This window comes from Gordonia insulae (genome assembly GCF_003855095.1).
In the GTDB taxonomy this organism is placed as follows: Bacteria; Actinomycetota; Actinomycetes; order Mycobacteriales; family Mycobacteriaceae; genus Gordonia; species Gordonia insulae.
The window spans coordinates 4,561,844-4,586,141 of sequence record NZ_CP033972.1; the positions used below are offsets into that span (position 1 = coordinate 4,561,844).

23 protein-coding genes are annotated in these 24,298 nt (G+C 66.7%); 7 read left to right on the forward strand and 16 right to left on the reverse strand.

What is annotated here, in order from left to right; translation table 11 throughout:
* The first annotated feature begins 42 nt into the window (after window positions 1-42).
* Window positions 43-1,146: a hypothetical protein gene (locus D7316_RS20815; protein WP_124709944.1), complete on the forward strand. Its 1,104-nt coding sequence runs from the start codon at window positions 43-45 to the stop codon at window positions 1,144-1,146.
* Window positions 1,147-1,176: 30 nt separating this feature from the next.
* Here D7316_RS20815 and D7316_RS20820 read toward each other — a convergent pair whose 3' ends face one another.
* Window positions 1,177-2,328, reverse strand: coding sequence for an FAD-binding oxidoreductase (locus tag D7316_RS20820; protein WP_124709945.1), 1,152 nt, complete (start codon window positions 2,326-2,328; stop codon window positions 1,177-1,179).
* Window positions 2,329-2,451: 123 nt separating this feature from the next.
* Between D7316_RS20820 and D7316_RS20825 the strand changes: the two genes are divergently transcribed.
* Window positions 2,452-3,576: an amidohydrolase family protein gene (locus tag D7316_RS20825; RefSeq protein ID WP_124709946.1), complete on the forward strand. Its 1,125-nt coding sequence runs from the start codon at window positions 2,452-2,454 to the stop codon at window positions 3,574-3,576.
* A gap of 181 nt (window positions 3,577-3,757) precedes the next feature.
* Here D7316_RS20825 and D7316_RS20830 read toward each other — a convergent pair whose 3' ends face one another.
* From D7316_RS20830 to D7316_RS20840, 3 genes are all read right to left on the reverse strand, one after another.
* Complete coding sequence (locus D7316_RS20830) at window positions 3,758-5,263, reverse strand: amino acid permease (protein WP_124709947.1); 1,506 nt, start codon at window positions 5,261-5,263, stop codon at window positions 3,758-3,760.
* A 215-nt stretch (window positions 5,264-5,478) separates the two neighbouring features.
* Window positions 5,479-6,417, reverse strand: a complete 939-nt coding sequence (locus D7316_RS20835) for a serine/threonine-protein kinase (RefSeq protein ID WP_124711483.1) — start codon at window positions 6,415-6,417, stop codon at window positions 5,479-5,481.
* Between the two features lie 70 nt (window positions 6,418-6,487).
* Complete coding sequence (locus tag D7316_RS20840; RefSeq protein ID WP_124709948.1) at window positions 6,488-6,913, reverse strand: nitroreductase family deazaflavin-dependent oxidoreductase; 426 nt, start codon at window positions 6,911-6,913, stop codon at window positions 6,488-6,490.
* A gap of 40 nt (window positions 6,914-6,953) precedes the next feature.
* Here D7316_RS20840 and D7316_RS20845 point away from each other — a divergent pair, with 40 nt between their 5' ends.
* Window positions 6,954-8,336 carry an FAD-binding oxidoreductase gene (locus D7316_RS20845; protein WP_124709949.1) on the forward strand — a complete coding sequence of 461 codons (1,383 nt, stop codon included), beginning with the start codon at window positions 6,954-6,956 and terminating at the stop codon, window positions 8,334-8,336.
* On the opposite strand, the gene D7316_RS20850 is transcribed toward D7316_RS20845, so the two are convergent.
* The 5 genes from D7316_RS20850 to D7316_RS20870 all read right to left on the reverse strand — a co-directional run bounded on the left by D7316_RS20850 (window position 8,326) and on the right by D7316_RS20870 (window position 12,994).
* Window positions 8,326-9,429 carry a GGDEF domain-containing protein gene (locus D7316_RS20850; RefSeq protein ID WP_164473832.1) on the reverse strand — a complete coding sequence of 368 codons (1,104 nt, stop codon included), beginning with the start codon at window positions 9,427-9,429 and terminating at the stop codon, window positions 8,326-8,328. The genes D7316_RS20845 and D7316_RS20850 overlap by 11 nt on opposite strands.
* 157 nt (window positions 9,430-9,586) lie before the next feature.
* Window positions 9,587-10,021: a DUF1330 domain-containing protein gene (locus D7316_RS20855; RefSeq protein ID WP_124709951.1), complete on the reverse strand. Its 435-nt coding sequence runs from the start codon at window positions 10,019-10,021 to the stop codon at window positions 9,587-9,589.
* Window positions 10,022-10,027: 6 nt separating this feature from the next.
* On the reverse strand, window positions 10,028-11,713 hold the full coding sequence (locus D7316_RS20860) for an acyl-CoA dehydrogenase family protein (protein ID WP_124709952.1): 1,686 nt from the start codon (window positions 11,711-11,713) through the stop codon (window positions 10,028-10,030).
* Window positions 11,714-11,908: 195 nt separating this feature from the next.
* Window positions 11,909-12,532 (reverse strand): TetR/AcrR family transcriptional regulator C-terminal domain-containing protein, encoded by a 624-nt coding sequence (locus tag D7316_RS20865; RefSeq protein ID WP_124709953.1) that lies wholly within the window; start codon window positions 12,530-12,532, stop codon window positions 11,909-11,911.
* 87 nt (window positions 12,533-12,619) lie between these two features.
* Window positions 12,620-12,994 carry a hypothetical protein gene (locus D7316_RS20870; RefSeq protein ID WP_124709954.1) on the reverse strand — a complete coding sequence of 125 codons (375 nt, stop codon included), beginning with the start codon at window positions 12,992-12,994 and terminating at the stop codon, window positions 12,620-12,622.
* A 100-nt stretch (window positions 12,995-13,094) separates the two neighbouring features.
* Here D7316_RS20870 and D7316_RS20875 point away from each other — a divergent pair, with 100 nt between their 5' ends.
* Window positions 13,095-13,862, forward strand: coding sequence for an alpha/beta fold hydrolase (locus D7316_RS20875; RefSeq protein ID WP_124709955.1), 768 nt, complete (start codon window positions 13,095-13,097; stop codon window positions 13,860-13,862).
* Between the two features lie 42 nt (window positions 13,863-13,904).
* Here the strand turns inward: D7316_RS20875 and D7316_RS20880 are convergent, their stop codons facing one another.
* Complete coding sequence (locus D7316_RS20880; RefSeq protein WP_197718279.1) at window positions 13,905-14,759, reverse strand: oxygenase MpaB family protein; 855 nt, start codon at window positions 14,757-14,759, stop codon at window positions 13,905-13,907.
* 125 nt (window positions 14,760-14,884) lie between these two features.
* Entirely contained in the window at window positions 14,885-17,212 is a 2,328-nt protein-coding gene (locus D7316_RS20885; RefSeq protein WP_124709957.1) for an MFS transporter, read from the reverse strand.
* Window positions 17,213-17,384: 172 nt separating this feature from the next.
* On the opposite strand from D7316_RS20885, the gene D7316_RS20890 reads away from it, so the two are divergent.
* A complete protein-coding gene (locus tag D7316_RS20890) occupies window positions 17,385-18,215 on the forward strand; it encodes an SDR family NAD(P)-dependent oxidoreductase (RefSeq protein WP_124709958.1) in 831 nt (276 codons plus the stop codon).
* 60 nt (window positions 18,216-18,275) lie between these two features.
* Here the strand turns inward: D7316_RS20890 and D7316_RS20895 are convergent, their stop codons facing one another.
* From D7316_RS20895 to D7316_RS20910, 4 genes are all read right to left on the reverse strand, one after another.
* The gene (locus tag D7316_RS20895) at window positions 18,276-18,848 is read right to left on the reverse strand and encodes a zeta toxin family protein (protein WP_124709959.1); all 573 of its coding nucleotides are present in this window, start codon (window positions 18,846-18,848) and stop codon (window positions 18,276-18,278) included.
* On the reverse strand, window positions 18,845-19,231 hold the full coding sequence (locus D7316_RS20900) for a TA system antitoxin ParD family protein (protein ID WP_124709960.1): 387 nt from the start codon (window positions 19,229-19,231) through the stop codon (window positions 18,845-18,847). The genes D7316_RS20895 and D7316_RS20900 overlap by 4 nt, the downstream gene beginning before the upstream one ends.
* An 82-nt stretch (window positions 19,232-19,313) precedes the next feature.
* On the reverse strand, window positions 19,314-20,138 hold the full coding sequence (locus tag D7316_RS20905; protein ID WP_124709961.1) for an oxidoreductase: 825 nt from the start codon (window positions 20,136-20,138) through the stop codon (window positions 19,314-19,316).
* A gap of 299 nt (window positions 20,139-20,437) precedes the next feature.
* Entirely contained in the window at window positions 20,438-21,451 is a 1,014-nt protein-coding gene (locus D7316_RS20910; RefSeq protein ID WP_124709962.1) for a ferritin-like domain-containing protein, read from the reverse strand.
* A 204-nt stretch (window positions 21,452-21,655) separates the two neighbouring features.
* On the opposite strand from D7316_RS20910, the gene D7316_RS20915 reads away from it, so the two are divergent.
* On the forward strand, window positions 21,656-22,123 hold the full coding sequence (locus D7316_RS20915) for a MarR family winged helix-turn-helix transcriptional regulator (protein WP_124709963.1): 468 nt from the start codon (window positions 21,656-21,658) through the stop codon (window positions 22,121-22,123).
* Entirely contained in the window at window positions 22,120-23,358 is a 1,239-nt protein-coding gene (locus D7316_RS20920; RefSeq protein WP_124709964.1) for an MFS transporter, read from the forward strand. Before D7316_RS20915 ends, D7316_RS20920 begins: the two co-directional genes overlap by 4 nt.
* 33 nt (window positions 23,359-23,391) lie before the next feature.
* Here D7316_RS20920 and D7316_RS20925 read toward each other — a convergent pair whose 3' ends face one another.
* Complete coding sequence (locus D7316_RS20925; RefSeq protein ID WP_124709965.1) at window positions 23,392-24,276, reverse strand: aldo/keto reductase; 885 nt, start codon at window positions 24,274-24,276, stop codon at window positions 23,392-23,394.
* Window positions 24,277-24,298: the final 22 nt, after the last annotated feature.

Sequence of the window (24,298 nt, forward strand, 5' to 3'; positions counted from 1 at the left end):
GGGACAGACGTCGCCGAACCGTCGCCGGAGACAGGACAGGACATGGCCGAGACGAAGACCGCCCGGATCGCGGGAGGCCAGTCGTCGGCCGGTTCGATCCTCGGGATCTCCGTCATCGAAGACCAGATCGCCTCGGTCGTGCGCGGCGCCGACGGTGAGATCATCGCCAGCAATCTCGTCGATCTGCCCGATCCTTCGGCGCAGAGCGCCGAGACCGCGATTCATGAACTCGTCGATTCGGTGCCCTACGAGATCGATCGCATCGGTATTGCGTGCGCGCGGCCGGCCACCCAGAGCTACCTGCAGGCCAATCTCTCGCCGGGCGGCTCGCGGCCCGGCTGGTACGACAAGGTCACCGTCACCGACATGCCCAGCGCTCTCGCCGAGGTCGCGCGCACCGCAGTGACCGGCCACGGGATCATCGCGGTCGTCGATCTGGACCGTTCTGCCATCCCGTCGCCCGGATCATCCGTCGTGACGCTGGACTCGGCGACCGCAGAAGTTCTCGGCACCGCCGAGTTCGCCTACGGTTCGCCGGGTCCGGTCACCGACCCGGCGCACGCGAGTGCGGTCGCCGACGCGGTGATCGCCGCACCCGGCGGGTCGTCGGTGACGTCGGTGGTCTGCACCGGGCCCGGTGCCGAGGTGGGCGGGGCGACGGCAGCGCTCGAATATGCCCTGGCCCGACCGATCGTCGTGCCCGATCAGCCGGCGCTGGCCGCAGCGGTCGGTGCCGCGGTGCTGACACTTCGGCAGCGCTCGACACCGCGAGGGGCGTCGTCCAACCGTCGGTGGTGGATGATCGGCGCCGCCGTCGTCGGTGCGCTGGCACTCGGTGCGATCGCGGCATCCGCAGTGTTCGCCGGGGTCGACGCCGTCGAGAAGCAGGCCGAACCGACCACGACGATCACCCAGCCGGGTCCCACCGAGACCGTCACCCGTACCGCCGAACCGGTCACCGAGACCCGGACCGATCTCGCGACCACCACGGTCACCCGACCCCGGGAGACCGTCACCCGGACCACCACGGCCACCGAGACGGAAACCGAGCCCGCCGGTGAGACGCCGACCGTGACGGTCACCGAGACGGAGACCACCACCGTCACCGGGTATCCGGGCGGCTACCAACCGCCGGCGAGTCCCTAGTCTTCCGAGCAGTCCTACTGAGCGCGGTGGTCAGACCACCGGGTCGTGCTGGATTCGGCTGGCCCGGACCCCGGCGATGACGAGCCGGCGTCGCGTCGTCTCGATCATCTTCGGCGAACCGGCGATCAACACCTGATGGTCATCCCATGTGCCGGACTCGATGACCGCGTCGGCCAGAGTGCCGATGCGGTGTTCGACGCCCAGGGACTCTGGTGTCGCCATGGCGGTGATCCACCACGGATCGGTGGTCTCCTCCGACACCGCGGTCACCGTCAACCACGGATTGGTGGAGGCGATCCGGCGCAGCACCGCGAGGTCGTACAGCTCGCCCGGGTGACGCATGCCGTAGAAGATGTGGGTCGCCGGCGAATCGGCCCGCTTCGACATCTCGATGAGCAGCGCCCGCAGCGGCGCCAATCCGGTGCCGCCGGCGATCATCAGCACCGGTCGGTCCGGCTCGATGTGCAATGTGCCGTGCCCCTGGGCGAAATACCAGACGTCCCCGACGCGGGTCTCGCCCACGATCGCCGAGCTGACCGTCCCACCCTGGACCGCGCGCACATGGAACTCGAGCTCTCCCGCTGGGTTCGGCGGGATGGCGGGGGAGAGATCACGCCACACCTTGGGTCGCTGGGGAACCTGCACCTCGAGGTATTGGCCGGGGGCGAACCGGAGCGGAGAGTCGGTGATCAGCCGCACGACCGCCAGGTCGCGGGTGATCCGGTACTTCTCCACCACCTCCGCCGACCACAGCGCCGGATGCGGTGCGGTCTCCGCCGCCCCACGCATGACACCGGTGGTCAGCATCATCGCCTGAGTGACCGTCTGCGCGGCCTCGTCGTCCCAGTAGTCGCCCATGACCGCGGCGAACTCCGAGATCAACGCCTGGTACATGACGCCGTAGTGCTCGGGCAGTACCCCGTACTTGCGATGGTCCCGTCCGAGCTGGGCGAGGAACTCGATGAGCTCGGCGTGGCCCGATTCGGCCGGGACCACCTCCAACACATGGTCGATCACCCGGAAGAACGCGTCGCGTTGATGGGCCATCACCGCCGGGAACAGCTCGCGCAGGTCGGGATCGATGGAGAACATGCGCGTGTACACGTTGGCGGAGAATCGGTCCGGATCACCATTGATGAGGGTGCGCAGATGTTGCAGTGTGTGCCGTGAATGGCTCGCCACGTCTCGCTCACCTCCCTGCGTCGCATGCCGGATCGCCCCCGACCAGACTAGCGGTGGATCGACGACGAATTACGATCGATCATTCGATATCGGGTTCGCGTCGCGTGTGGCAGTGTCGGTTGTGTGAGCTCGCTCGATGGTGTGATTCCGGGCATTGTCGATGCCCATCTGCACCAGTGGAATCCGCGTAGCACGCCGTGGGCCGCGAACCGCCTGTCGCGGCTCTATCGGTACGTGCCGGCATTCGGCGACCGGGTGTTCCCGATGGTCGTGTCGCAGGCCGACCGCGAGTACGTGCTCACCCCCAGTACGGTGGCGCGGGTCTATGAGCCGGTGCAGTATCTGGCCGACGCGTCTGCGGTGCCCACCATCGCGGGAGTCCGTATCGACACCGTGGTGCACATGGAATCGCATTGGCGCGGCGATGACGCCGCGGGACGGGTGGACACCCCGGCCGGACGGTCGGCCGTCGAGGAGACGAGGTATGTCACCGAGCTGCCGTTCGGGGTCGGTCAATCGCCCCGACTCGGCGCTCTCGTGGCGCATGCCGACCCGCGGGCGGAGAGCTTCGGCGAACTGCTCGACGAACATGCCGCGCTGACCGACCGGCTGCGTGGCGTCCGGTGGATCACCACCCGCCATCCGGACCCGCGTATCCGCAACGGCGCCGACGCCGACGGCATCCTCGCGTCACCGTCGTTCCTGACCGGTTTTGCCGAGGTCGCCGCCCGCAAGCTCGTCTTCGACGCATTCGTCTACTCGCATCAGCTCTACGACGTCGTGATGCTGGCGCGCGAATACCCTGAGACGACCATCGTGGTCGACCACATCGGCGCCCCGGTCGGGGTGTTCGGCCCGGTCGGCTCCCGGACCGGTGCGACCGCAGGCGCCCGGGCCGACATCCTGCGCCTGTGGCGCGAGCGCATGGTCACCCTGGCCGCCTGCCCCAACGTGGTGGTCAAGCTGTCCGGTCTGGCGTTGCCGGTGCTCGGCTACGGGCGCGAGCGGTGGGGCAACATCGGCAGCCGCGCCACCCTCGCGGAGATGGCGGGGCCGCTCGTCGAGCACGTCATCGGACACTTCGGCGCCGATCGGGTGATGTTCGGGTCCAATTTCCCGATCGACAAGCCGAATGCCGCGCTCGACATGATCATCGGCAGCCTGATCGATCTCTTGGCGCCCCGCGGCGACTACGTACTGCGGAAGGCGTTCCGGGAGAACGCGATGCGGGTGTACGGGATCGAGTGAGGTCGTGTGGGTCGTGGTTTCGATACGCGTCGGACTCGCTGCGCTCGTGCGCCGCTACTCAACCATCGGTAATAGCTCCTGCTGGTCGGGTAGTCGGGCGGCGGTGGCGGGTCCGGTGTGTTTTCTGCTGGTCGAGTAGCCGAGCGAGCGTAGCGAGCCCGGCATATCGAGACCACCCGCGTCAGCTCCCGTCACCCTCGGTCTCGTGGCGCGGATGGGGTCCCTCCGGCACGGGTGGTTGCGGTATCACCGGGTACTCGCCGGTGTAGCCCTGACGCTGTGCCGCCATGGTCATCACCTTGCCGCGCACCGCATACCAGCCGCCGACGAGGAGCGGCACCAGCACGACGATGGCGATCAGGTTCCAATAGTTCTCGTAACACATCAGCACGACGACGGCGGCGAGGAACACCAGGGTCGCGTAGCTGGTGTAGGGCGTGCCGGGTAGCCGGAACGTCGGGCGCTGCAGGATTCCCTTCTGCTCCCACCGGTAGAGCTGGATCTGACAGGCCATGATCATCGCCCACGTCGAGATGATGCCCAGCGCCGAGAGATCGAGCGCGATGTTGAAGGCCTCCTCGGGCACGAACAGGTTGAGCACAATGCCCAGCAGCGTCAGTGCACCGGTCAGTGCGATGCCGCCGAACGGCACGCCGTTTCGGTTCATCTTGCCGGTGAACTCGGGGCCACTGCCGTTCAGCGCCATCGACCGCAGGATGCGGCCGGTCGAGTACAGGCCGGCGTTGAGGCTCGACAATGCGGCGGTCAACACCACGAGATTCATGATGCCGCCGGCGGCGGGCACGCCGATCTTGGAGAAGAACGTCACGAAGGGACTCTCGCCGGCCTTGAACTCGGTGTAGGGCAACAGCAGTGCGAGCAGTAGCAGTGATCCGACGTAGAAGACCGCGATGCGGAAGATCACCGAGTTGATCGCGCGCGGCATCACCTTCGGTGGGTCCTCGGTCTCGCCGGCGGCAATGCCGACGAGTTCCACTGCGGCATAGGCGAAGATGACCCCCGACGTCACGATGCACAGTGGGAAGATGCCCATCGGGAACATGCCGCCGTTGTCGGTGATCACCGAGATGCCGGTCGTCTGGCCATCGATCTCGAATCTACCGGCCAGGAACGCGATGCCGACGACGAGGAAGGTGACGAGTGCGGTGACCTTGATGATGGACGCCCAGAACTCCATCTCGCCGAACAGTTTCACCGAGATCACGTTCATGGTGAGCACGAGGCCCAATGCCACCAAGGCGATCAGCCATTGCGGGATGGCCTCGAACATGCCCCAGTAGTGGACGTAGAGCGCGACCGCGGTCACGTCGACGATGGCTGTCGCGGCCCAGTTGAAGAAGTAGAGCCAGCCGGTGACGAATGCGGTCTTCTCCCCGAAGAATTCGCGCGCGTAGGACACGAACGATCCCGACGACGCACGGTGCAGGACCAGTTCGCCGAGGGCGCGCAGGATGAAGAAGACGAAGACGCCGCAGATGGCGTAGACGATGAAGAGGCCGGGACCGGCCTCGCGGAGTCGGCTACCGGCGCCCATGAAGAGTCCGGTGCCGATGGCGCCACCGATCGCGATCATCTGGATCTGCCTCGGCTTGAGGCTCTTGTGATAGCCCTCGTCCTCGTGGGCGAGCGCGGAATTGTCGTATGTGGTTGGCGATTCGGCCGTCATGCTTCCCTCGATGTCGGGTCGTGATGCGGGCAGGAGCTGTACGGATCGCGTGACCCCCGGCGTGATTCATGGCAGAACAAGGTCTGACGCTATTCGCACCCGTGCCGGACGGCATCTCGGGAGATGTTAAGAATTTCCCCATACTGTAACGCACTGACGCAACGGTGAATCCGAAAAGCGTTCGTGCGCAGGGAGTTCGCCGACGATGTCGGAATTTACATTCCAGCGATCCGTTGTCGCCGCCACAGCCGCCGGCGGGGCCGCGGGGCCTCGGGCACCGGCACACCGCGCAACGCGCGCTCCACGATGTCGGTGAATTCCGAACACGTTTCGTATCGATCGGCCGGATTCTTCGCCAAGGCCTTGGTGAACACCGAGTTCAGCGCCGACGGCAGCCACGGTCGCGCGCGTGTCAAGGACGGCACGGGATCGTGGAGATGCGCATAGGTGATGGCGAACGCGGTGGCCCGCGGATACGGGGGATCGCCGGTCAGGAGCTCGAACATGCCGGCGGCGAGCGCGTAGAGGTCGGTGGCCGGCGTGAGTCGTTGCGCCGTCAACAATTCCGGTGCCGCGTAGGCGATCGACCCCTGTACCCGGCCGTTACGGGCCAGCGGGCGGGCATCGTCGAGTAGTTGCGCGATACCGAAATCGGTGAGGACGGCGCGGGTGTGATCCGGCCCCGCCGACACCATGATGTTGGCGGGTTTGACATCTCGGTGCAGGACCTCGCAGGAGTGCGCATAGTCGAGGGCGCCGGCGATCTGTGAGCCGATCGCGGCGACGACGGTGGTATCGGGTTCGGCGGTGCGAGCCGGGATCAACCCGGCCGCCGACATCCCGTCGACGTACTCCATCGCCATCCACAGAACTGTTGCGCCGGAACGATTCTGGTAACCGAGGTCAGCTGGGTCGATCTCGCCACGCGCGTATGTCCCGACGATATGTGGGTGGTGCAGCATAGAGGCGATGGTGAACTCGCGGGCGAAACGCTCGCGCACCCGCTCCTGGTCACTCGACCTGGTGTGCAGGACCTTGAGCGCGACGGGGTCGGGTCCGTCGTCGTGATGGACCCGATAGACCTCGGCGCTGCTCCCACTGCCGAGGTACTGGTCGATGGTGTAACCGGCCACCACGTCGCCCGCCCCGAACACATCGTCAGGGTAGTCGGGTCGGGAACGTCGGGCGCGCTCACCGGTGAAGGCCACGGCGGGCTACACCCGCCTACCCGCCGACCGGAGTGAGCCGGAAGATCGGGAACTGTCGGCCCTCCGAGGTCTCCGTGTACTTCCGGAAACCGTCGGACTTGTCGAGGAACCGCTGCCACCCGTCGTCCCACTCCGCCGGCGACAACTCGCGCACCGAGGCCTTCATCTCGGTGATGCCGCCGTCGGCGGGGACCTCGATGGTGACCTGCGGCAGCGCCCGGATGTTGTGGACCCACGCCGGGGCCTTGGGGGAACCGCCCGCCGAGCCGATGACGAGCCAGGAGTCGCCGTCGGGCAGTGCCAGCAGCGGGTTGATCCGCGGCTGGCCCGACTTCACGCCCACGGTGTGCACGAGAATGAGGTTGTCACCGAAGCCCGCGGTCGTCACGTGGCCGGCGTTGGCGCGGAATTCCTCGATGATCTGCCCGTTGAAGTCGCTCACCCCGTTCATTGTGCCGGGCGATGCTGCTTAAGGTTGAGACATGACTCATGTGACCGGGACCACCGACACCACGGATGCCCTCGCCGCGGCGCTGCCGGACGGGATGGTCGTCACCGATCCCGACATCTTGGCCGCCTACCGCCAGGATCGTGCGCAGGATCCGGATGCGGGTACGCCGCTCGCATTGATCCGTCCGACGACAACCGAGCAAGTGCAGACCGTTGTGCGATGGTGCAACGAGACCGGCACCCCGATCATCACCCGAGGCGCCGGGACGAGTCTCTCGGGCGGCTCCACCGCGGTCGACGGTGCCGTCATGCTCTCGACGGAGAAGATGCGCGAACTGACCATCGACACGGCGACCCGGACCGCGGTGTCGCAGCCCGGTCTGTTCAATTCGGAGGTGAAGGCGGCCGCCGCGGCGAACGGACTCTGGTACCCGCCGGACCCGTCGTCGTTCGAGATCTGCTCGATCGGCGGCAACGTCGCCACCAACGCGGGCGGCCTCTGCTGCGTGAAGTACGGCGTGACCACCGACTACGTGCTCGGGTTGCAGGTGGTGCTCGCCGATGGGCGCGCGGTCCGCCTCGGCGGGAAGCAGCTGAAGGATTCAGCGGGACTCCCGCTGACCAAGCTGTTCGTCGGCAGCGAGGGACTGCTCGGCATCATCACCGAGGTCACGTTGCGGCTGCTACCCCCGCAGGCGCCGGCGTCGACGGTGGTGGGCACCTTCGCCTCGGTCCACGAGGCGAGTGAGGCGGTTCTCGCGATCACCTCGCAGATTCGTCCGGCAATGCTCGAGTTCATGGATGCGGTGTCGATCAACGCGGTTGAGGACATGCTGCGAATGGGTCTCGACCGGGATGCCGGGGCGTTGCTCGTCGCACAGTCGGACGCACCCGGGCCGGCCGGTGCCGCCGAGGTCGAGATCATCTCGCAGGCGTTCGAGGCGCACGGTGCGAGCGAGGTCTTCGCCACCGACGATCCGCAGGAGGGCGAGGCGTTCACCGCGGCCCGCCGCGCCGCGATACCGGCCGTGGAGAAGATCGGATCGCTGCTCCTCGAGGACGTCGGTGTGCCGCTCCCGGAGTTGCCGGCACTCATCGACGGGGTCGCCGCGATCGCCGCGGACAACGCGGTGATGATCTCGGTGATCGCGCACGCCGGAGACGGCAACACCCATCCACTGATCGTGTTCGACCCCGCCGACACCGACGAGGCCGCCCGCGCACAGGTCGCGTTCGGACAGATCATGGATCTCGCGATCTCGTTGGGCGGCACCATCACCGGCGAGCACGGGGTCGGGCGGCTCAAGAAGGACTGGCTGCCGAATCAGGTGGGGCCCGACGTCATGGACCTCACCGCGACGATCAAGCAGGCGCTCGATCCACGGGGACTGTTGAACCCCGGGGTCATCCTGTGAGCGGAACCTCGCTCGCCGGTTGATCGAACGGTGTCCGGTCGTGCGGCGGCGCTTCGATGACCGAGTAGGTGTCGCGGCCGGCGGCCTTTGCACGGAACAACGCGCGGTCCGCGGCGATCATCGCATCATCGACGATGGCCGACGAAGACCAGCCCGGTGGCCGATCCGACGCCGTGTGCGCGACTACCCCCATGCTCATGGTGACCGGCTGACCGGACAACAGCCCCTCGGATCGGCGCCGGATGGTCTCGAGCAGGTCGATCGCCTCCGTGTGGGTGGCGATGGTGGCGACGGCGAATTCGTCCCCGCCGAGCCGCCCGATCACGGCACCGTCGCCCGCGCACTGCCGCAACAGGTCGGCGACCCGCTGCAGCACCACGTCTCCCACGGTGTGCCCGTACAGGTCGTTGATCCGTTTGTAGTGGTCGATGTCGATCACGACCAGGACGAACGGGCCGCCGGTGCGGCGGATCAGGGCGGAGGCCCGATACCGGAATCCGCGACGATTGAGCAGCCCGGTCAGTGAATCGGTGCTCGCCGACGTCAACTGGGTCTGCAGGGTGTGCTGCGACCCGATGGTGTACATCCACAGAAACGCCAGCAGCCCGAGCGACGCGACCGCGGACACGGTCACCATCAGCACGACGGTGGTGATCGGTGTCCCGTCGAGCCAGACCAGGAACCCGAAGCAGGCGATGACGACGGTCGTCACCACGACGTGGAAGATCAGCGCAGGCCGCTTGACGTAGTGGGCGACGTAGCCACTGATGACCGCGAAGAGCGCGGTCATGAACAGCGCGATGGTCGGGTCCTGGTAGGTGGCCAGCGCCGCGGCGAACCCGAGGTCGGCGTAGACGACGAAGGCGGTGTTGATGCCCTTGATCGACGCCTCTTTCGACCACCAGACGCTGCCGAGGGGCACCCTCGTCACGAGGTAGGCCACCGGAACGGTCGTCGCAGACAGGGCGATCACCGCCACCTGCCGGACCGGCGAGCCGGCGGACCCATCCGGAGTCAGGGTGCTGAGCAGCCCGATGGCGCCGAAGACGAGCGTCAGGGCTGCGATGCCGTAACGCTGTATCGGCTCGGACACCCGGACGTGGTCCAGCACGTGTCTCGTGTCGTCACTGATGGTCGTCTGAGCGGGCTTCCCCCAAAGCCCGCGGTTTCCCTCCCGCATGGTCCGAGTTTAGGCTGGCAAATCCGGCACTTGCCACCCGACGACACCGTGACCACGTTGGCCGGGTGGGTCAGACGGCTGTGGCGACGAGTCGTGCGTCCGCCACCGCGGCCGTGCGATGCCGCGCCAACGACTGGTACTCGGGGTCCGTGACCATCTGGCGGAACGCCGCAGGATTCGGATAGCGGACCACGAGGATGGAGTCCCACTGTTCGTCGGCCGGGCCGATCACCGTCGGTCCGCAGTCGCCGTGCAGGACGACTTCGGCGCCGGCCTGCTCGAGGTGCGGCGCCGCCCCGGCCATGTAGATCCGATAGGCGTCCGCCCCGGAGATCGGCTGTGCCGGTTGAAGATCGGCGGCTTGGGAGTAGTCGGCCACCTCACGGTACCGGAGAAGATTGAGCATCGTGACCGGTTGATCCGCCGGTAGCTCGGACAACCGGCCGAATTGTCCCCGCTGGGGGTCGACGGCGCGGCGGTCGATGGGTGGCAGCTCGATACTCATGGTGGTTCAGTGCCTTTCGAGGATGGCGGACAGGTCGGCGGCATCTGGTAACGCCCCGTACTCGAAGCTGCGGTCCGCGCCGAGCCGCGCGGCGATGAACGCATCGGCCACCGGCTCGGGGGAGAATCGGACGAGAAGCGACGCCTCCAGGGCCAGCGCCATCGACTCGACGACGGTGCGGGCACGTCGCTGCGCCGACGATGCGTCCATGCGGGCGAGTTCGCCGAGTTCGTCACGCAGACGTTCGAGGTGGAGGTCCAGGGTGCGGTTGGCCCCCAGCGCCTTGTTGATCTCGGCGTCGAAGGCGGCCACCGATTCCGGCTCACGGGTCATCGCCCGCAGGACGTCGAGGGCGATGACGTTGCCCGAGCCCTCCCAGACCGCCATCACGGGCTGCTCGCGGTAACGCATCGCGAGAGGGAAGTCTTCGGTGTATCCGTTGCCGCCCAGGCATTCCAGTGCCTCATAGGAATGGTGTGGGCCGCGCTTGCAGATCCAGTACTTGGCGACCGCGGTGGCCAGACGCCGGAACGCCCGCTCCTGGTCGTTCGCGTCCTCGTCGTGCGCGCGTGCCAGACGGATGGCCGTCACCGTCGCGGCCTCGGATTCGAGTGCGAGGTCGGCGAGGACCGCGGCCATCGCGGGTTGATCGGCCAGCGTCGCACCGAACGCCGCCCGATGGCGTGCGTGCCAGACGGCCTCGGCCACCGACTGGCGCATGCCGGCTGCGCTGCCCAGTACGCAGTCGAGGCGTGTCTGGGCGACCATCTCGATGATGGTCCGCACACCGCGGCCCGGCTCGCCGACCATCAGCGCGACGGTGCCGTCGAGTTCGATCTCCGACGATGCGTTCGACTTGTTGCCCAGCTTGTTCTTCAGTCGCTGGATACGGAAGACGTTGCGGGTGCCGTCGGGCAGGACGCGTGGTAGCAGGAAGCATGACAATCCCTCGCCGCCTGCACCTTTGGCCTGCGCGAGCACCAGGAAGGCATCCGACATCGGGGCGGAGCAGAACCACTTGTGCCCGGTGAGCAGGTACTCGGCGCCCGGGCCGCCACCGGCCACCGGGGTGGCGACCGTGGTGTTGGCGCGCACGTCGGAGCCGCCCTGCTTCTCGGTCATGGACATCCCGAAGATCGCCGACTGTTTGTCGGCGGAGAGGTTCGGGGAGTAGCTGCGGGACAACGCCTTCGGTACCCACTGGGCCGCGACGTCGGGCTGCAACTCCAGGGACGGGATGACTGCGTGCGTCATCGAGACCGGGCACGCGTGACCCGGCTCGATCTGACCGAACAGCATGAATCCGGCGGCCCGCACGACATGCGAACCGGGCTGTGGATCCGCCCAGCACCGGGTGTGCGAACCGTGCGCGACCGACGCGGCGATGATGCGGTGATATGCCGGGTGATACTCGACCTCGTCGATCCGGTTGCCCCACCGGTCATGGGTGTGCAGCACTGGGGTGATCGCATTGGCGAGCGCGGCGTCGTGCTGGAAGGACTCGCTGCCGACCAGCGCGCCGATCTCGCGGAGTTCATCGTCCGCCCATCCGCCGTCGTGTCGCGCAACCGCCTCGCGCAGAACGGTGTTCAGCTCGTACTCGTTGACGTCGACACGCGGCGCGGACTGATTGAGGACCGTGTGGGTGACGTGCGGCGCGGGGTGTGCGGTGGTCTCGGTCGAGGGTGTCATGTGACTACCTTTCGGGCTTGACTGTCATCCAGCTGGTCGAGTAGGCGCGAATGGAGTGAGTGGCCGTCCTGCCGGTCGAGTAGGTCGCGAACGAAGTGAGTGGCCGTATCGAGACCTGTTGCGCCTGGTCTCGATACGCTGTCTCGCCTAGCGGCTCGACGGCTACTCGACCACCGGGGGAGTATCGAGACCCCGTTAGATCGCATGCTGCAGAACACTTTCGGGGATCTGAAGATTGGTGAACACGATCGCGACCGCGTCCTCGAGGCTGGAGTCGGGCTGCGAACCGGCGGCAGCCTGTTGGATCACCAGCCCGAAGATCGCCGACCAGAACGCCTTCGCCTCGACGTCGATGCCGGCGCGCAGTTGCCACCCGGTGCGGACCAGGGTGCGCATCAGTGCTTCCTCGCCGCGTTCGTGGAGGGTGCGTAGGGTGTCGCTGATGCGCTCCCGCAGATCCGGGCGACGTGAGACGAGAAGCATGGCCGTGGTGAACAACTCGACGTTGCGTGCTTGCGGACCGAGGAGTGAGCTCACCAGGGTGCTGGTGTATTCGCGGACCGTCGCCGCCTGCGTAGCCGCTTCCTCGGCATGCCGGCCGGCGCGCAGGACCGCGGCGCATGCGACCTCGACGAAGAGTTGCTCTTTGGAGCCGAAGTAGTAGGTGACCTGGTTCGGGTACGCGTCCGCCTGCCGGCAGATCTGCGCGATCGACGCCGTCTCGCCGTGCTCCACGAAGACGTCGGTGGCCGCGGACAACAACGCCTTGCGGGTTGCCTTACCGGCCTCCCGCGAACCTCGTCCATTCGGCTTGGTCATCGCCACCTCGGTCTAGTGTTTGTATGGAAAACAATAAACCTACGGATGGGTGAGGGGCAAGGTGACGATCCTGAGGGCGACGAGTCCCTAAGGCATGGCCGGAGGCGACCCGGGATGCTGGGAGTAGGGAGGCTGGGGGAGGTACTGCACGGGCGGCCTCGCCGTGGGGCCGGTGCGCTTGCCTCCGACGATGGCTATGGTCAGTCCGGCGAGGAACATGGAGATGCCCAGGGTCAACGCGATCGTGCCCCCGGTCGAGCGGGTACCCCGGACGATCGCACATGTCGGTCCGAGGCCCGCGTCCGTCGCCGACGACGACCTGTCGTCGGCGGTGATCGAACTGCCGCACCTCGCCTCATCGGTGACGGTGGTCTGCGTTCCGAGGACGATGCTCCCCCCGACGATCAAACCGATTCCCATGAACACCAGCACAATCGCGACGGCACCTCTGCCAGACATCATTTGCCTCCCATGGGAGCAACGTAGGGCGTGCGCGGGTGGGGACGCCATCGATCGGACGAACGACAGCACGCGCCCGCCCCGGTCCGACTACCGTGTGCTCGTGACCTCCTCCGGCGGCGAGTACACGTCCATCAGTCATCCCGTTGCTGATACCCGGGTATGGCACGAGGTCCGCGGAGATGGACTGCCGGTCGTGTTGCTGCACGGTGCCTTTTCCGGCGCGTCATCGTGGGGTGGGCAGGTTCCCGCCCTGGTCGATGCCGGGTGGAAGGTGTTCTGTCCGGAACGTCACGGTCATGGCCACAGCCCCGACGTCACCGACGAGTTCCACTACGCCGACATGGCGGAGGAGACCATCGCCTACCTCGACGAGGTCGTGGGTGGCCCCGCCGAGATCGTGGGCTGGAGTGATGGGGCGGTGATCGGTGCGCTGGTCGCGGTGCGCCGACCTGATCTCGTTCGTCGCCTTGTACTGATCGGCCAGTACTACAACAGTTCGGGACGCGCCGCGGGCGGCATTCTCGACGCGCTCGATACCGCAGACGATGACCTCATGGCGTTCTTCGCCGACGAGTACGCGGCCGAGTCACCGGACGGCGCCGACCACTTCCCGGTCATCTTCGAGAAGACGATGGCGATGATCCGGACCGAGCCGGAGATCGATCTCGCGGATCTGTCGGCGATCTCGTCGCCGACGCTGGTCATGCAGGGTGACCGGGACGAGGTCACGCTCGACCACTCCCGCGATGTGGTGACCGCCATCGACGGTGCGCGGCTGTGCGTGATTCCCGGGACGCATCTGATCCCGATCGAGGCGCCCGGTGCTGTGAACGCGGTCATCGTGCAGTTCCTCGGCGAGGACCGTTAGGTCGCAACACCATTGACTGAAACTGGTGGTGATCCACCAGATTCAGACCAGCGGCCGACCCAGTCGGCAACGAATCCGCACGTCCCACAGCAATACTCGGAACATCAACTGCGACAGCCAGAGTGGCTTTCTGCGTTCACGCGCGACCTGATGTCGGATGTACGCGTCGAACCAATCCTGGTCGGCGTCGGACCACGGAACCCGCAGCGCCGTGCGGAACGCCGGGGGCAGATAGCCGATGGTCCGTCGGCGCTTCACCGGTCCGTAGCGCTTCTGGATCAGCGGGTGGGCATAGCCGAAGTCGGCGATGTCGAGGAGGAAGTCGCGGACCTCGTCGCTGATCTCGATCTTGGCGACCTGGTCGTTCCAGTACTCGCCGAACGCATCTCGATCGGGCGGCCACATCTCGGCGGCCATCTGCAACGTGGTTCCGCACACCTTTCCCTGCTGGTAGAACAGCTCGCGTTCGGCACCGACGAGTGGACCGTTGACCCGTTCGTAGATGTCCTCCCAGCCGAAGTAGAGACATGCCGCGACCCAGAGTTGGAGTTCGGGGTTCATCGCGTTGTACTCGACCGGGCTGTCGTCGTCGGATCGCACCTGGACGTGTTGGCCGTTGACCGCCTGGCGGAATCGACGACGATCATCCGCGTTGCCGAATGCCGCGACCGCGAGGTAGGACGCAGTGGTGCGGGCTCGTTTGACCGGGTGGCGATCGAGTCGACCCTTCTCGACCTTGCTGCGGGCCACGCCGTATCCGACAGCGGGGTTGGCGAGTTGCATGATCACATTCGCGGTGCTCATTGTCTTTCCCATCGACAACAACGACCTGGCGAACAGGCTGCTGTCGATCGCGTCCATCTCGCTGCGCGACATCCGTCGACTGCTTTGCGTCATCTGCACTCCCAATTCTGACTACGACTGTGTTCAGATTAGGGCATGGTGAACGGATCCGATAGCCGCCTGCCTGGGCCCGCTACGCGCGACGGCGACGTCGGCCCGACATCCGTTCACGTCCACGCTCAGGACACCGCTGGATCCCTACCCGAACCCAACCCGATGTCGGCGGTGTTGCGTTGTCCGGCATGTACCTTGACCTGGACCGCGGCGGGTTCGTACATGTTGGCCACCATGGTGAACAGCCCGCCGGTGAGACCGTCGATGCGGTAGCGGCCGGCGGAGTCCGTGGTCGTCGATGCGACGATGGTCTGGTCGCGTCCTATCGCCGACACCGTCGCTCCTACGATCGGGGAGCCGTCCGCTGTGCGCACCGAACCCTCGATGCCGCTGTTGGCGACCAGCAGGATCTCTATGGCTTCGGCGGTCCGTCCGGCCGCGGTGTCCACGGTCACCAAGTGGCTCGCCGGTTGGTAGCCGGGTGCCGATGCGGTGACCGCGACGATGTCGCCCCGGGACAGACCGCTGATGGTGAAGTGTCCGCCGGGGTCGGTCTGCGTCTGCGCCACCACGGCGCCGGACTGATCGGTGACGATCACGTGGGCCGCGAGCGGGCCATCGGCGTCGTGGACGCGCCCGCGCACGACGGAACCCCCGGCAAGGGTGAAGTCGCGGCGGACCGCCGCCTCGCCGACGAGGGAGACGGTCAACGCGCCGGGGGAGTGGCCCGCTGCGGTGGCGATGACGGTGTAGGTGCCGTCGGCGATGTCGCGCACGGTGTAGGTGCCGTCGGTCTGCACCGCGGTGGTGCCGACCTGATTGCCGCGGATGTCGGTGACGGTGATCGCGGCGGTACCGAGCGGGGTGCCGTCGCCCGCGGAGATGGATCCGGTGAGGCGCGGGCGGACGGAGAGGAATCCGGGCTCAGGGGTCTCCGACGCCGCCGCGGCGACCGGGGGGTCGGCGTCGGCAGGCGACTTCTCGTCGGTGTTCGTACCGGAGCGGCGCCGCGCCGTCGGGATGCACAGGGTGATCGCCACACCGACGAATGCGGCGATGGCCCCGATCAGGAAGCACCACCGGAACGCGGTGTGGCTCGGCACATCGGCGGGACCGTAGGCCACCGTCGAGCTGGTCAGGACCAGGGCCATCACAGCCGACGCGCTGGTGGTGCCGATGGAGCGCATCAGTCCGTTGAGGCCGACGGCCGCGCCCGCCTCGGTCATCGGGACAGCGCCCATGATCAGGGTGGGCATGGCCGCGTATCCGATGCCGACGCCGGCCGAGCAGATCACCGACGCCAGGGCCAGTTGCCAGGGTGCATTCATCAGCAGGAATGCGCCGAGATATCCCAGCCCGAGGACAGTGGCGCCGATGGCCAGGGTGAACTTGGCACCGATGGTGTTGATCAGAGTGCCCGAGACCGGCGCGAACACCAGCATCATCAGGCCGCCGGGCGCCATCCACAGGCCGGCGGCGAGCAGGGTCTGGCCGAGACCGCCCATGGCCGTGGGGATCTCGAGCAGCTGAGGAACGACGATGGTCTGGGCCATCATGCCGAAACCGATGGCGATCGCCCCGATGTTGGTCAGCAACACCGCCGGACGAGCCGTGGTCCGCAGGTCCACCAGGGGTGTGGAGTGGCGCAACTCGAACACACCCCAGACGATGAGCACGACGAGCCCGCCGAACAGCAGTCCAAGCGTCGTGGCAGAGCCCCATCCCCAGTCATTGCCCTTCGACACGGCGATCAACACGCCGGACAGACCGATGGTCAGTCCGATGGCGCCGATGATGTCGAAGCGTTCGTCGCCGGTGCTGTCGTCGATGTGGGGGACGAGGAACGCCACGAGTGCGGTGACGATGGCGGCCAGACCGGCCGACACCCAGAACAGGGCGTGCCAATCCCATTGCTGCGCAACCCAGGCGGCCAGCGGAAGGCCGATGGCGCCGCCGACGCCCATCGTGGCGCTCATCGCGGAGACCGCCATCGACGTCAGGCGCGGTGGGGTCACCTCGCGCATCAGGCTGATGCCCAGTGGGATGAAACCCATTGCGAGGCCCTGGACGGCACGCCCGACGATCATCGGGATGAGCGCGGAGCTCAACGCACACACCAGTGAGCCGACGATCAGCAGGAGCGAACTGATGAGAATGATGCGCTTCTTGCCGAACATGTCGCCGAGACGTCCGGCGATCGGCATCGCGACCGCGGCTGCCAACAACGTGGCCGTCACGACCCACGAGGCGTTCGAGATCGTCGTGTCCAGCAGGGTCGGGAGTTCCGGCTGGATCGGGATGATCAGCGTCTGCATGAGCGACGCGACCAGCCCGCCGAAACACAGCACGGCGACCACCGCGATCGCGGCTCCTGTGTGGTTGTCGTCGGTCAGTTCGCTGTCCACCGCCACCGTGTCGGTGGCCGGGGCATCGCCTTTCGGCGTTGTGGTCATAGGGAACCCTCCTCGGGCTGTGTACCCTACATATGTATGGCGCACATGCCAATGGGCGGGGCCGCGACGAGTCGTCGCCCGCATACCGTCGCAGCACAACCTGTAAGAGTGGGTGTCGACTACCCGTACCGACGACGCGTCGTCGACGGCCACCGACAGAAGGACTGAACTCGTGACAAACCGACGAACCATCGTGATCACCGGGGCCAGTGACGGGATCGGCGCGGTAGCCGCGCGGCAACTGGCCGGCCCGGATGTCGACCTCGTCATCGTGGGTCGCTCGACCGCAAAGACCACGGCGGTTGCCGACGAGACCGGGGCCACCGCGTTGATCGCCGACTACGCGAAGCTCGACGACGTGCGTCGCCTCGCCGACGAGATCCGGGAGCGGGTCGGCAGCATCGACGTGCTGCTCAACAATGCCGGCGGAACCTTCGACCCGAAGCAGCGGACCTCGGACGGCCACGAACCGAACTTCCAGATCAACCATCTCGGTGGCTTCCTGCTGACCAATCTGCTGCGTGACAAGCTCGCCGCCGAGGGCGGTGCGCTGGTGGTGAACACCGCGAGTATCGGAAACCTCGCCGGAAGCGTCGATCTGAGCGATCTGGACTTCGAGCGTCGTCGTGCCATCGAACTGCGCTGCTATGGAACGAGCAAGCTGGAGAACATCCTGTTCACCCGAGGTATCGCGGACCGCTGGAAGGAAGACGGGATCATCTCCGCCGCAGTGCATCCCGGTCCGGTCGCGACCAGTTTCGGACGGGATTCGTTCTTCGTCGGCCTGCTGTACCGCACGCCACTGAAGAAGCTCGCGACCATCACCCCGGACAAGGGTGCCGAACCGCTCATCGCCCTGGCGAACCGCGGCACCGATCCCGCGATCAACGGCGTCTACTTCAGTCGCCACAAGGCGAACGGGCCCCAGAACCGGCAGGCGCACAGGCGCGAGCTCATCGATGGGCTGTGGGAGGCCTCGGAGCGATTGGTCGGGATCGGATAACCGTCCGGTCGGGGTGACCGGTGCGTGTGATCCGCACGTGATACCGGTGGCTGCGGCTTCTCATCCGAGCCTCACGAGTTCGCCAGGCGCCCACTCGGGCCACCTGGCGGCTCCGACGAGCACCCCTTGGGTGAACTCGGCGACGATGGTGGGAGCCCGGTCGAGCGCGGTGTTGTAGACCGTCGCCTCGTCGGTCCGGTGAACGGCATCGGCGGCGAGCGGCCAGAGCCGCCGGTAGCGGGCGCGGATCTTGTGCTCTGGCACCGAATGCCCGCCCGCCGATTGTCGGTAGGCGACTCGCAGGACCGCAAGAGCCTCGGGGACGAGCAGGACGTGGAGCACGACAAAGTACCCGGCTGCATGTGCTCGGTCGATCAGCTCGAGCTTTGATTCATGCGAGAACACGGTCTCGGCGATGAACGAGCGCCCGTCGTCGATCAACCGTTCCCGCGTCGCCGCGGCGATTCGCGCGGCATCGTAGGAGCGTGCCTCGGCCTCCTCGGGCCAGCGTCGGCGCGCGATGAGGTCCGCGTTGACGAAGACGCTCCCCGGCAACAGGGGAGCGAGGGTGTACTCGACGAACGTCGACTTTCCGGCGCCGTTCGGGCCGATCACCAGATCCAGGCGCCTCACTCGTCGTCGAGGACTCGGGTGGTCCCGTCCGGCAGGTGTTCGACGATCCGGCCGGCCTCATCGAGCGACACGGTGGTGACTCCACTCGCGGAGAGTTCGCGTCGGTAGTCCGCCGTGGCCAGATCCTCGCTCACCCGGGCGCGGATCTGGGCGTTGAACGCGCGGCCTTCGTCGCCCCCGAGGTCGGTTGTCGGTATGGCTCCCGACAGCGCGGCCTGGACGCGCCTCAGTGACGCGGACTCGTGGGTGGTGAGTGCGCGGCCGACGCGCGCCCAGTACTCGAGTTGCTGTCGTCCGGTTCGCTGTTGACGACGGCCTTCGGCGATCGCGCTGTCGACGAGGTCGGCGTCGACGCGGGTGACCTTGTCCGCGGCTCTGGTCATGGCGTGCCGTTCTGTAGCAGGGTGTAACACATCGTAGCACTCTGCTACAGAATGGGGTGACGCGCCAGCTGCAGTTCCCGGGTCACTCGTCGAAATCGGTACTGCGGGTGAGCCGATCCCACTTCTCGATGTCCACGGCGAGCGCGTCGAGTGAGCTGCGCACGGCGGCCGCCGCGGCGTCGCTGCCGAGCGGTAGAAAGTAGGGAGGATCGGCAGATTCGGCGACCGTGATCAGTGCGGCCGCTGCCTTGGCGGGGTCGCCGGGCTGTGTGCCGTGCACGGTGTCGTTCTCGATCCGTCGTTTGCCTGCGGTGTCGGCGTAGTCGGCGATGGGTTCCGCGGACTGCGTGAGAGACCGGCCGGCAAAGTCGGTGCGGAATGCCCCCGGCTCCACGACGATCGCCCGGATGCCCAGCGGGGCAACCTCTCTGCGCAGCGATAGCGTCATGCCCTCGACGGCGGACTTGGCGGCGGAGTAGTAACCGGAGCCGGCCGGCGACATCCTGGCACCGATCGAGGAGATGTTGATGATGGTGCCGGACCGGCGGGCTCGCATGCCGGGCAGCACGGCCTTGATGGTTCGCGCCGTACCGAACACGTGCGTGTCGAACAGCTGCTCCACTGGACCGTTCTCGCCTTCCTCGACAGCGGCGCGGTAACCGTATCCCGCGTTGTTGACGAGGACGTCGATGCCGCCGAAACGTTCCTCGGCGGCGGAGACGGCAGCTGCCACCTGGTCGTCGTCGGTGACGTCGAGCGCGACGGCAAGCGCGGTGTCGGGATGGGCGCCCACGAGATCGTGGACCGAGGAGACGTTACGGGCGGTGAGGACCGCATTGTCGCCGTGCGCCAGAACGGCTTCGGCCAGCGCGCGTCCGAGTCCGGACGAGCATCCGGTGATGAGCAAGTTGTCATCGAGTCACCTTTCGTGGTCAGAATTGTCTTCTAGCCCAACTGGTCTGCCGGCCGCAACAGGATCTCATTGATGACGAGGTGTCGTGGACGGGTGAGTCATACCGCCAGTTCACACGCTTTCGTGGCCGATTGGCAGTGATGGCTCTTCCCGGTATCGCCAGTACCCCCATCGCCGCCACCGAGGAGGTCGAGCGGCTACAGGAGAAGACCAGACGAGGGTGAACCGCGACGATCGCCGTCACCGGTTCACGGTGACGGCGATCGTTGCTGGTTCGGCATGGCTGGGTCAGGTCAGCGGATGCCAACCACGTCCTTGGCGATCTCGGCGATGCGCGCCTCGGCCGCGGAGACCACGCGCTGCCGGTCCTTGTGCGCCTCCTCGAAAGCGAGGATCACACGGATGTCGGCGGGCTCGTCCAGTTCCTTGACCGCGGCAACCGCTTCGGTGACGTTGAGATCGGCGTAGTCCTCGATCGGCAGTTCCTCGGGCTCGACGATGCCGGTCGCCTCGCGGACCTGGTGCAGGGCATCGGCGACACCCGATGCTCCGCTGTCTCGGGCGCTGTCCTCGATGGCCTCCAGTGCTGCATCACGCCCGGCTGCGGCTGTCGTGACCGCTGCCTGACCGGCGTTGGTGACCGCCGCACCGGCGCGGGCGGCACTGTCTCCGGCGTCCTCCACCGCGTCCCCGACACGGTTGCGCAGCGCCGACACCGAGGCCGGGACCTGGCGCAGCGCGTCGGCGGCGCGGTCGATCCCGCGTGACGTCACGACCGCCGGCAACGTGATCGCCCTGGTCGCCAGTCCGCTCGCCCATTGGGTCGGGCTGCGGCGCAGCGCGGCCGGGCCGCCGAGGGCCTCCTCGGCCAGCACGATCGTGATCCACTCGACCGTCTCGGTGTGCGCCGCGACGAGCTGATCGGCGAGCTCGATCAGTTCGGTGTCTTTTTCCGCGGTCGCGAGTGCCTTCAGATAGTTGGCTCGGCCGACCAATTGCTGTTCGAGCGCCAGATCACCCAGGAGCGCCTCGTCGAGGGGCTGCGCCTGTTCGACTGCCGTCTTCAGTGCTGTGCCGATGCGGCCCAGTACCGGGCGAACCACGTCGACCAGGCCGTCACGGTCGCGTAGTGCGCGTTGGATCCTCGCGGCCCGTTCACGCCCTTTCTGGGCGTTGCCGGCCAACTCCGCGCGGATCGCGTCTGTGCGGGCCTGTGCCTGCCTGGTCTCCGCGACCTGGATCTCGGCATGGGTGAGTGCGAGTAGTGCACGAAGCTGCTGGTGGATGGTGGTGGTGGAAACCGTCATCGTCGAAGCGCTCCCTTCTCGATGGTTGGGGTGCGTACGTCGCCAGGCTGCCCACGGCTGTGCGTCCATAAACCACGTGAAGTCGATGATACGTACCGAGCGGGTCAAAACTGTTCCAGTGCAGCAACTTCCAGGCTTGGGTGAACTACATCACCAGCCATACTGTGTTTCCGATCTTCATATGTATGTGCTACACATATAAATATGCCGGTCTCCTCTGTGAACGCGAACTCGCTCGATGATCTGCTGAGCAGGATTCATCGCGCCCGCCAGCTGCCCGGTTGGCGCCGCCGCCTCTTCGCCGGCCAGCAAATGGTGGACTCGCTGGCGACCGTCCGCGCACTCCGCGCCGTCGAACAGCACGCGGGTGAGAGTGGCGCTTCTGTGAGAGACGTCGCCGACTACATGGCCGTCGAGCACTCGACGGCGAGCCGGACAGTTGCCGGACTTGTCTCGCGTGGACTGTTGAGCAAGCACTCCCACGAGAACGATCAACGTCGCTGCGTGCTGGCATTGACCGAGACAGGCCGAAAAGAATTGCGCGACATCACCCGTCGACGTCACGAGATGATGGCGGAGACTGTGCAGGAATGGTCTGACCGCGACGTCGAAACCTTGATCGAGCTCCTCGGGCGCCTCTCGGTCGACCTGGAACGCGACCCGTCCGCATGACGGCGCGTGTCGAGGCGCATCCCGTTGCACCGGCGCGTGGGCCTCTGCGGCTCCTCGTCGACCGCCAGTTCGGCTCACTGTTCTGGGCGAAGATCTTCTCCGTCGTCGGAGTGTGGACGCACAGCCTCGTCGCCGCGCTGGTCGTCTTCGATGCGACCGGCTCGGCGTTGATGGTCGGCCTCGTCGGTGTCGTCCAGTTCGGCCCGCAACTGCTCCTGAGTCCGCTGAGCGGCACGTGGGCCGATCGGGGTGATCCGGCCCGGCAGATCATGATCGGGCGGGTGCTCTGCATCCTGGGCTCCGGTACCGTGGCCCTTCTGTTGTTCTGCCTTCGGCCCACGGGCGGACCGCAGGTGACAGCCGTTGTGCTGATCGGATCCTTGGTGGTCGGAGTCGGTTTCGTGGTCGGCGGGCCGGCAATGCAGTCGATCGTCCCGAGCTTGATCCGACCCGGCGAACTGCCGACGGCGATGGCACTCAACTCGGTCCCGATGACCGTCGGCAGAATCGTGGGACCGGTGATCGGGGCATTCATCGCCGCACACCTCGGTCCGGCGTGGGCATTTGCCGTGAGCGCGGCACTCAACAGCGTTTTCGTCGCCGTACTCGCCATGGTGCGATTCCCCAGACCCGAACCGAAGGCGTCCGGCCAGGACTTTCGAGTCCGCGCCGCCCTCCGATACGTGTGGCACGACCGACCGTTGCTCTTCGCTCTCATCGGCGTTGCCGCCGTGGGCTTCGCGTCCGACCCGGCCATCACCCTGGCGCCGTCGATGGCAGCCGAGGTCGGGGGTGGAGCACAGTTGGTCGGGCAACTGTCAGCCGCGTTCGGTGTCGGTGCGGCGCTCGCGCTGGCGGTGTTGGCAGCCCTCCGCGGACGATTGGGCGCGTCGACAACGGCCTTCATCGGGCTCCTCCTGCTGGCGACCGGGAGCGCGGCCGTCGCGGTCGCGCCCGGCCTGATCGTCACCGTGATCGGTTTCGGTGCAGCCGGTCTCGGGTTCGGAAGCGCGATGACCGGCCTGAGTACGGTTGTCCAGGAGCGCGCGCCTGACGAACTGCGTGGACGAGTCATGGCCCTGTGGATGGTGGGGTTCGTCGGATCGCGGCCTCTCGCGGCAGCCGTGCTGGGTGGCAGCGCGGACGCCTTCTCCGCCCAGGTCGCGTTCGGGATCAGTGGGCTCGTCGTCTTCGCCACCGCAGCCCTCTGCCGCCTCGGGCCGACGAGCCCATGAGGGAGGATGGCGCGAGGACGGCTTACCGAACCCTCAGGCTTCGGGGATTTCGAGGCCGAACCGTTCGCGGGTCATGACCTCGGGTTCGGGTCCGCCACGGACACCGGTGTCCAACGTGTCGATGGCGGCGAGTTCATCTGCGGTGAGTTCGAAGTCGAAGACGTCGAAGTTCTCCGCGATCCGCGACGGTGTCACGGACTTGGGAATGACCTGCCGACCCTGCTGAAGGTGCCAGCGCAGCATCACCTGGGCAGCCGATTTGCCATGTGCGGCAGCGATCTTCAGAATCGTCGGATCTTCGAGCGTGGAGCCGTGGGAGCCGTCGCGGTAGAAGGTGATGCCGCCTATCGGAGACCATGCCTGCGACAGGATGCCGTGCTCGGCATCGACATCGAGCAGCGCGGACTGTCGGAAGTAGGGGTGCACCTCGATCTGGTTGACCGCCGGCACCACCGATGTCGCGTCGAGGAGTTGCGCGAGATGATCCGGCATGAAGTTGCTGACGCCGATGGATTTCACCTTCCCGTCCGCGAGAAGGCGTTCGAGCGCCTTGTACGCATCGACGGTCAGGTTGAACTCGCCCGGCAGGGCCTGGTGGAGGATCAGCAGATCGATCTGCTCGACGCCGAGTTTGCCCGCCGCCTTGTCGAAGGCGTGCAAAGTGGCGTCGTAGCCGTAGTCGGTGATCCAGACCTTGGTCTCGATGAACAACTCGTCGCGAGCGATGCCGGAACGGCGGATCGCCTCACCGACGCCGGCCTCGTTGAGATATGCGGCAGCGGTGTCGATGTGCCGGTAACCGACGTCCAGCGCAGTCTGCACCGCGGTCGTCGTCTCCTCGGGAGGGGTTTGGTACACACCGAAACCCACAGCCGGGATGTGGATTCCATTGTTCAGTTCGATCTGGGGTATCGCCATGGGTTTCACGCTACGCCGCTCG

What these genes read in the sequence shown, in the direction of transcription:
- D7316_RS20845 (WP_124709949.1), top strand. Translation starts at nt 6,954, where the DNA reads ATGACTCATGTGACCGGGACCACCGACACCACGGATGCCCTCGCCGCG.
- D7316_RS20815 (WP_124709944.1), top strand. Translation starts at nt 43, where the DNA reads ATGGCCGAGACGAAGACCGCCCGGATCGCGGGAGGCCAGTCGTCGGCC.
- D7316_RS20915 (WP_124709963.1), top strand. Translation starts at nt 21,656, where the DNA reads ATGCCGGTCTCCTCTGTGAACGCGAACTCGCTCGATGATCTGCTGAGC.
- D7316_RS20880 (WP_197718279.1), bottom strand. Translation starts at nt 14,759, where the DNA reads ATGACGCAAAGCAGTCGACGGATGTCGCGCAGCGAGATGGACGCGATC.
- D7316_RS20855 (WP_124709951.1), bottom strand. Translation starts at nt 10,021, where the DNA reads ATGAGTATCGAGCTGCCACCCATCGACCGCCGCGCCGTCGACCCCCAG.
- D7316_RS20865 (WP_124709953.1), bottom strand. Translation starts at nt 12,532, where the DNA reads ATGACCAAGCCGAATGGACGAGGTTCGCGGGAGGCCGGTAAGGCAACC.
- D7316_RS20860 (WP_124709952.1), bottom strand. Translation starts at nt 11,713, where the DNA reads ATGACACCCTCGACCGAGACCACCGCACACCCCGCGCCGCACGTCACC.
- D7316_RS20885 (WP_124709957.1), bottom strand. Translation starts at nt 17,212, where the DNA reads ATGACCACAACGCCGAAAGGCGATGCCCCGGCCACCGACACGGTGGCG.
- D7316_RS20920 (WP_124709964.1), top strand. Translation starts at nt 22,120, where the DNA reads ATGACGGCGCGTGTCGAGGCGCATCCCGTTGCACCGGCGCGTGGGCCT.
- D7316_RS20830 (WP_124709947.1), bottom strand. Translation starts at nt 5,263, where the DNA reads ATGACGGCCGAATCGCCAACCACATACGACAATTCCGCGCTCGCCCAC.
- D7316_RS20925 (WP_124709965.1), bottom strand. Translation starts at nt 24,276, where the DNA reads ATGGCGATACCCCAGATCGAACTGAACAATGGAATCCACATCCCGGCT.
- D7316_RS20870 (WP_124709954.1), bottom strand. Translation starts at nt 12,994, where the DNA reads ATGATGTCTGGCAGAGGTGCCGTCGCGATTGTGCTGGTGTTCATGGGA.
- D7316_RS20900 (WP_124709960.1), bottom strand. Translation starts at nt 19,231, where the DNA reads ATGACCAGAGCCGCGGACAAGGTCACCCGCGTCGACGCCGACCTCGTC.
- D7316_RS20910 (WP_124709962.1), bottom strand. Translation starts at nt 21,451, where the DNA reads ATGACGGTTTCCACCACCACCATCCACCAGCAGCTTCGTGCACTACTC.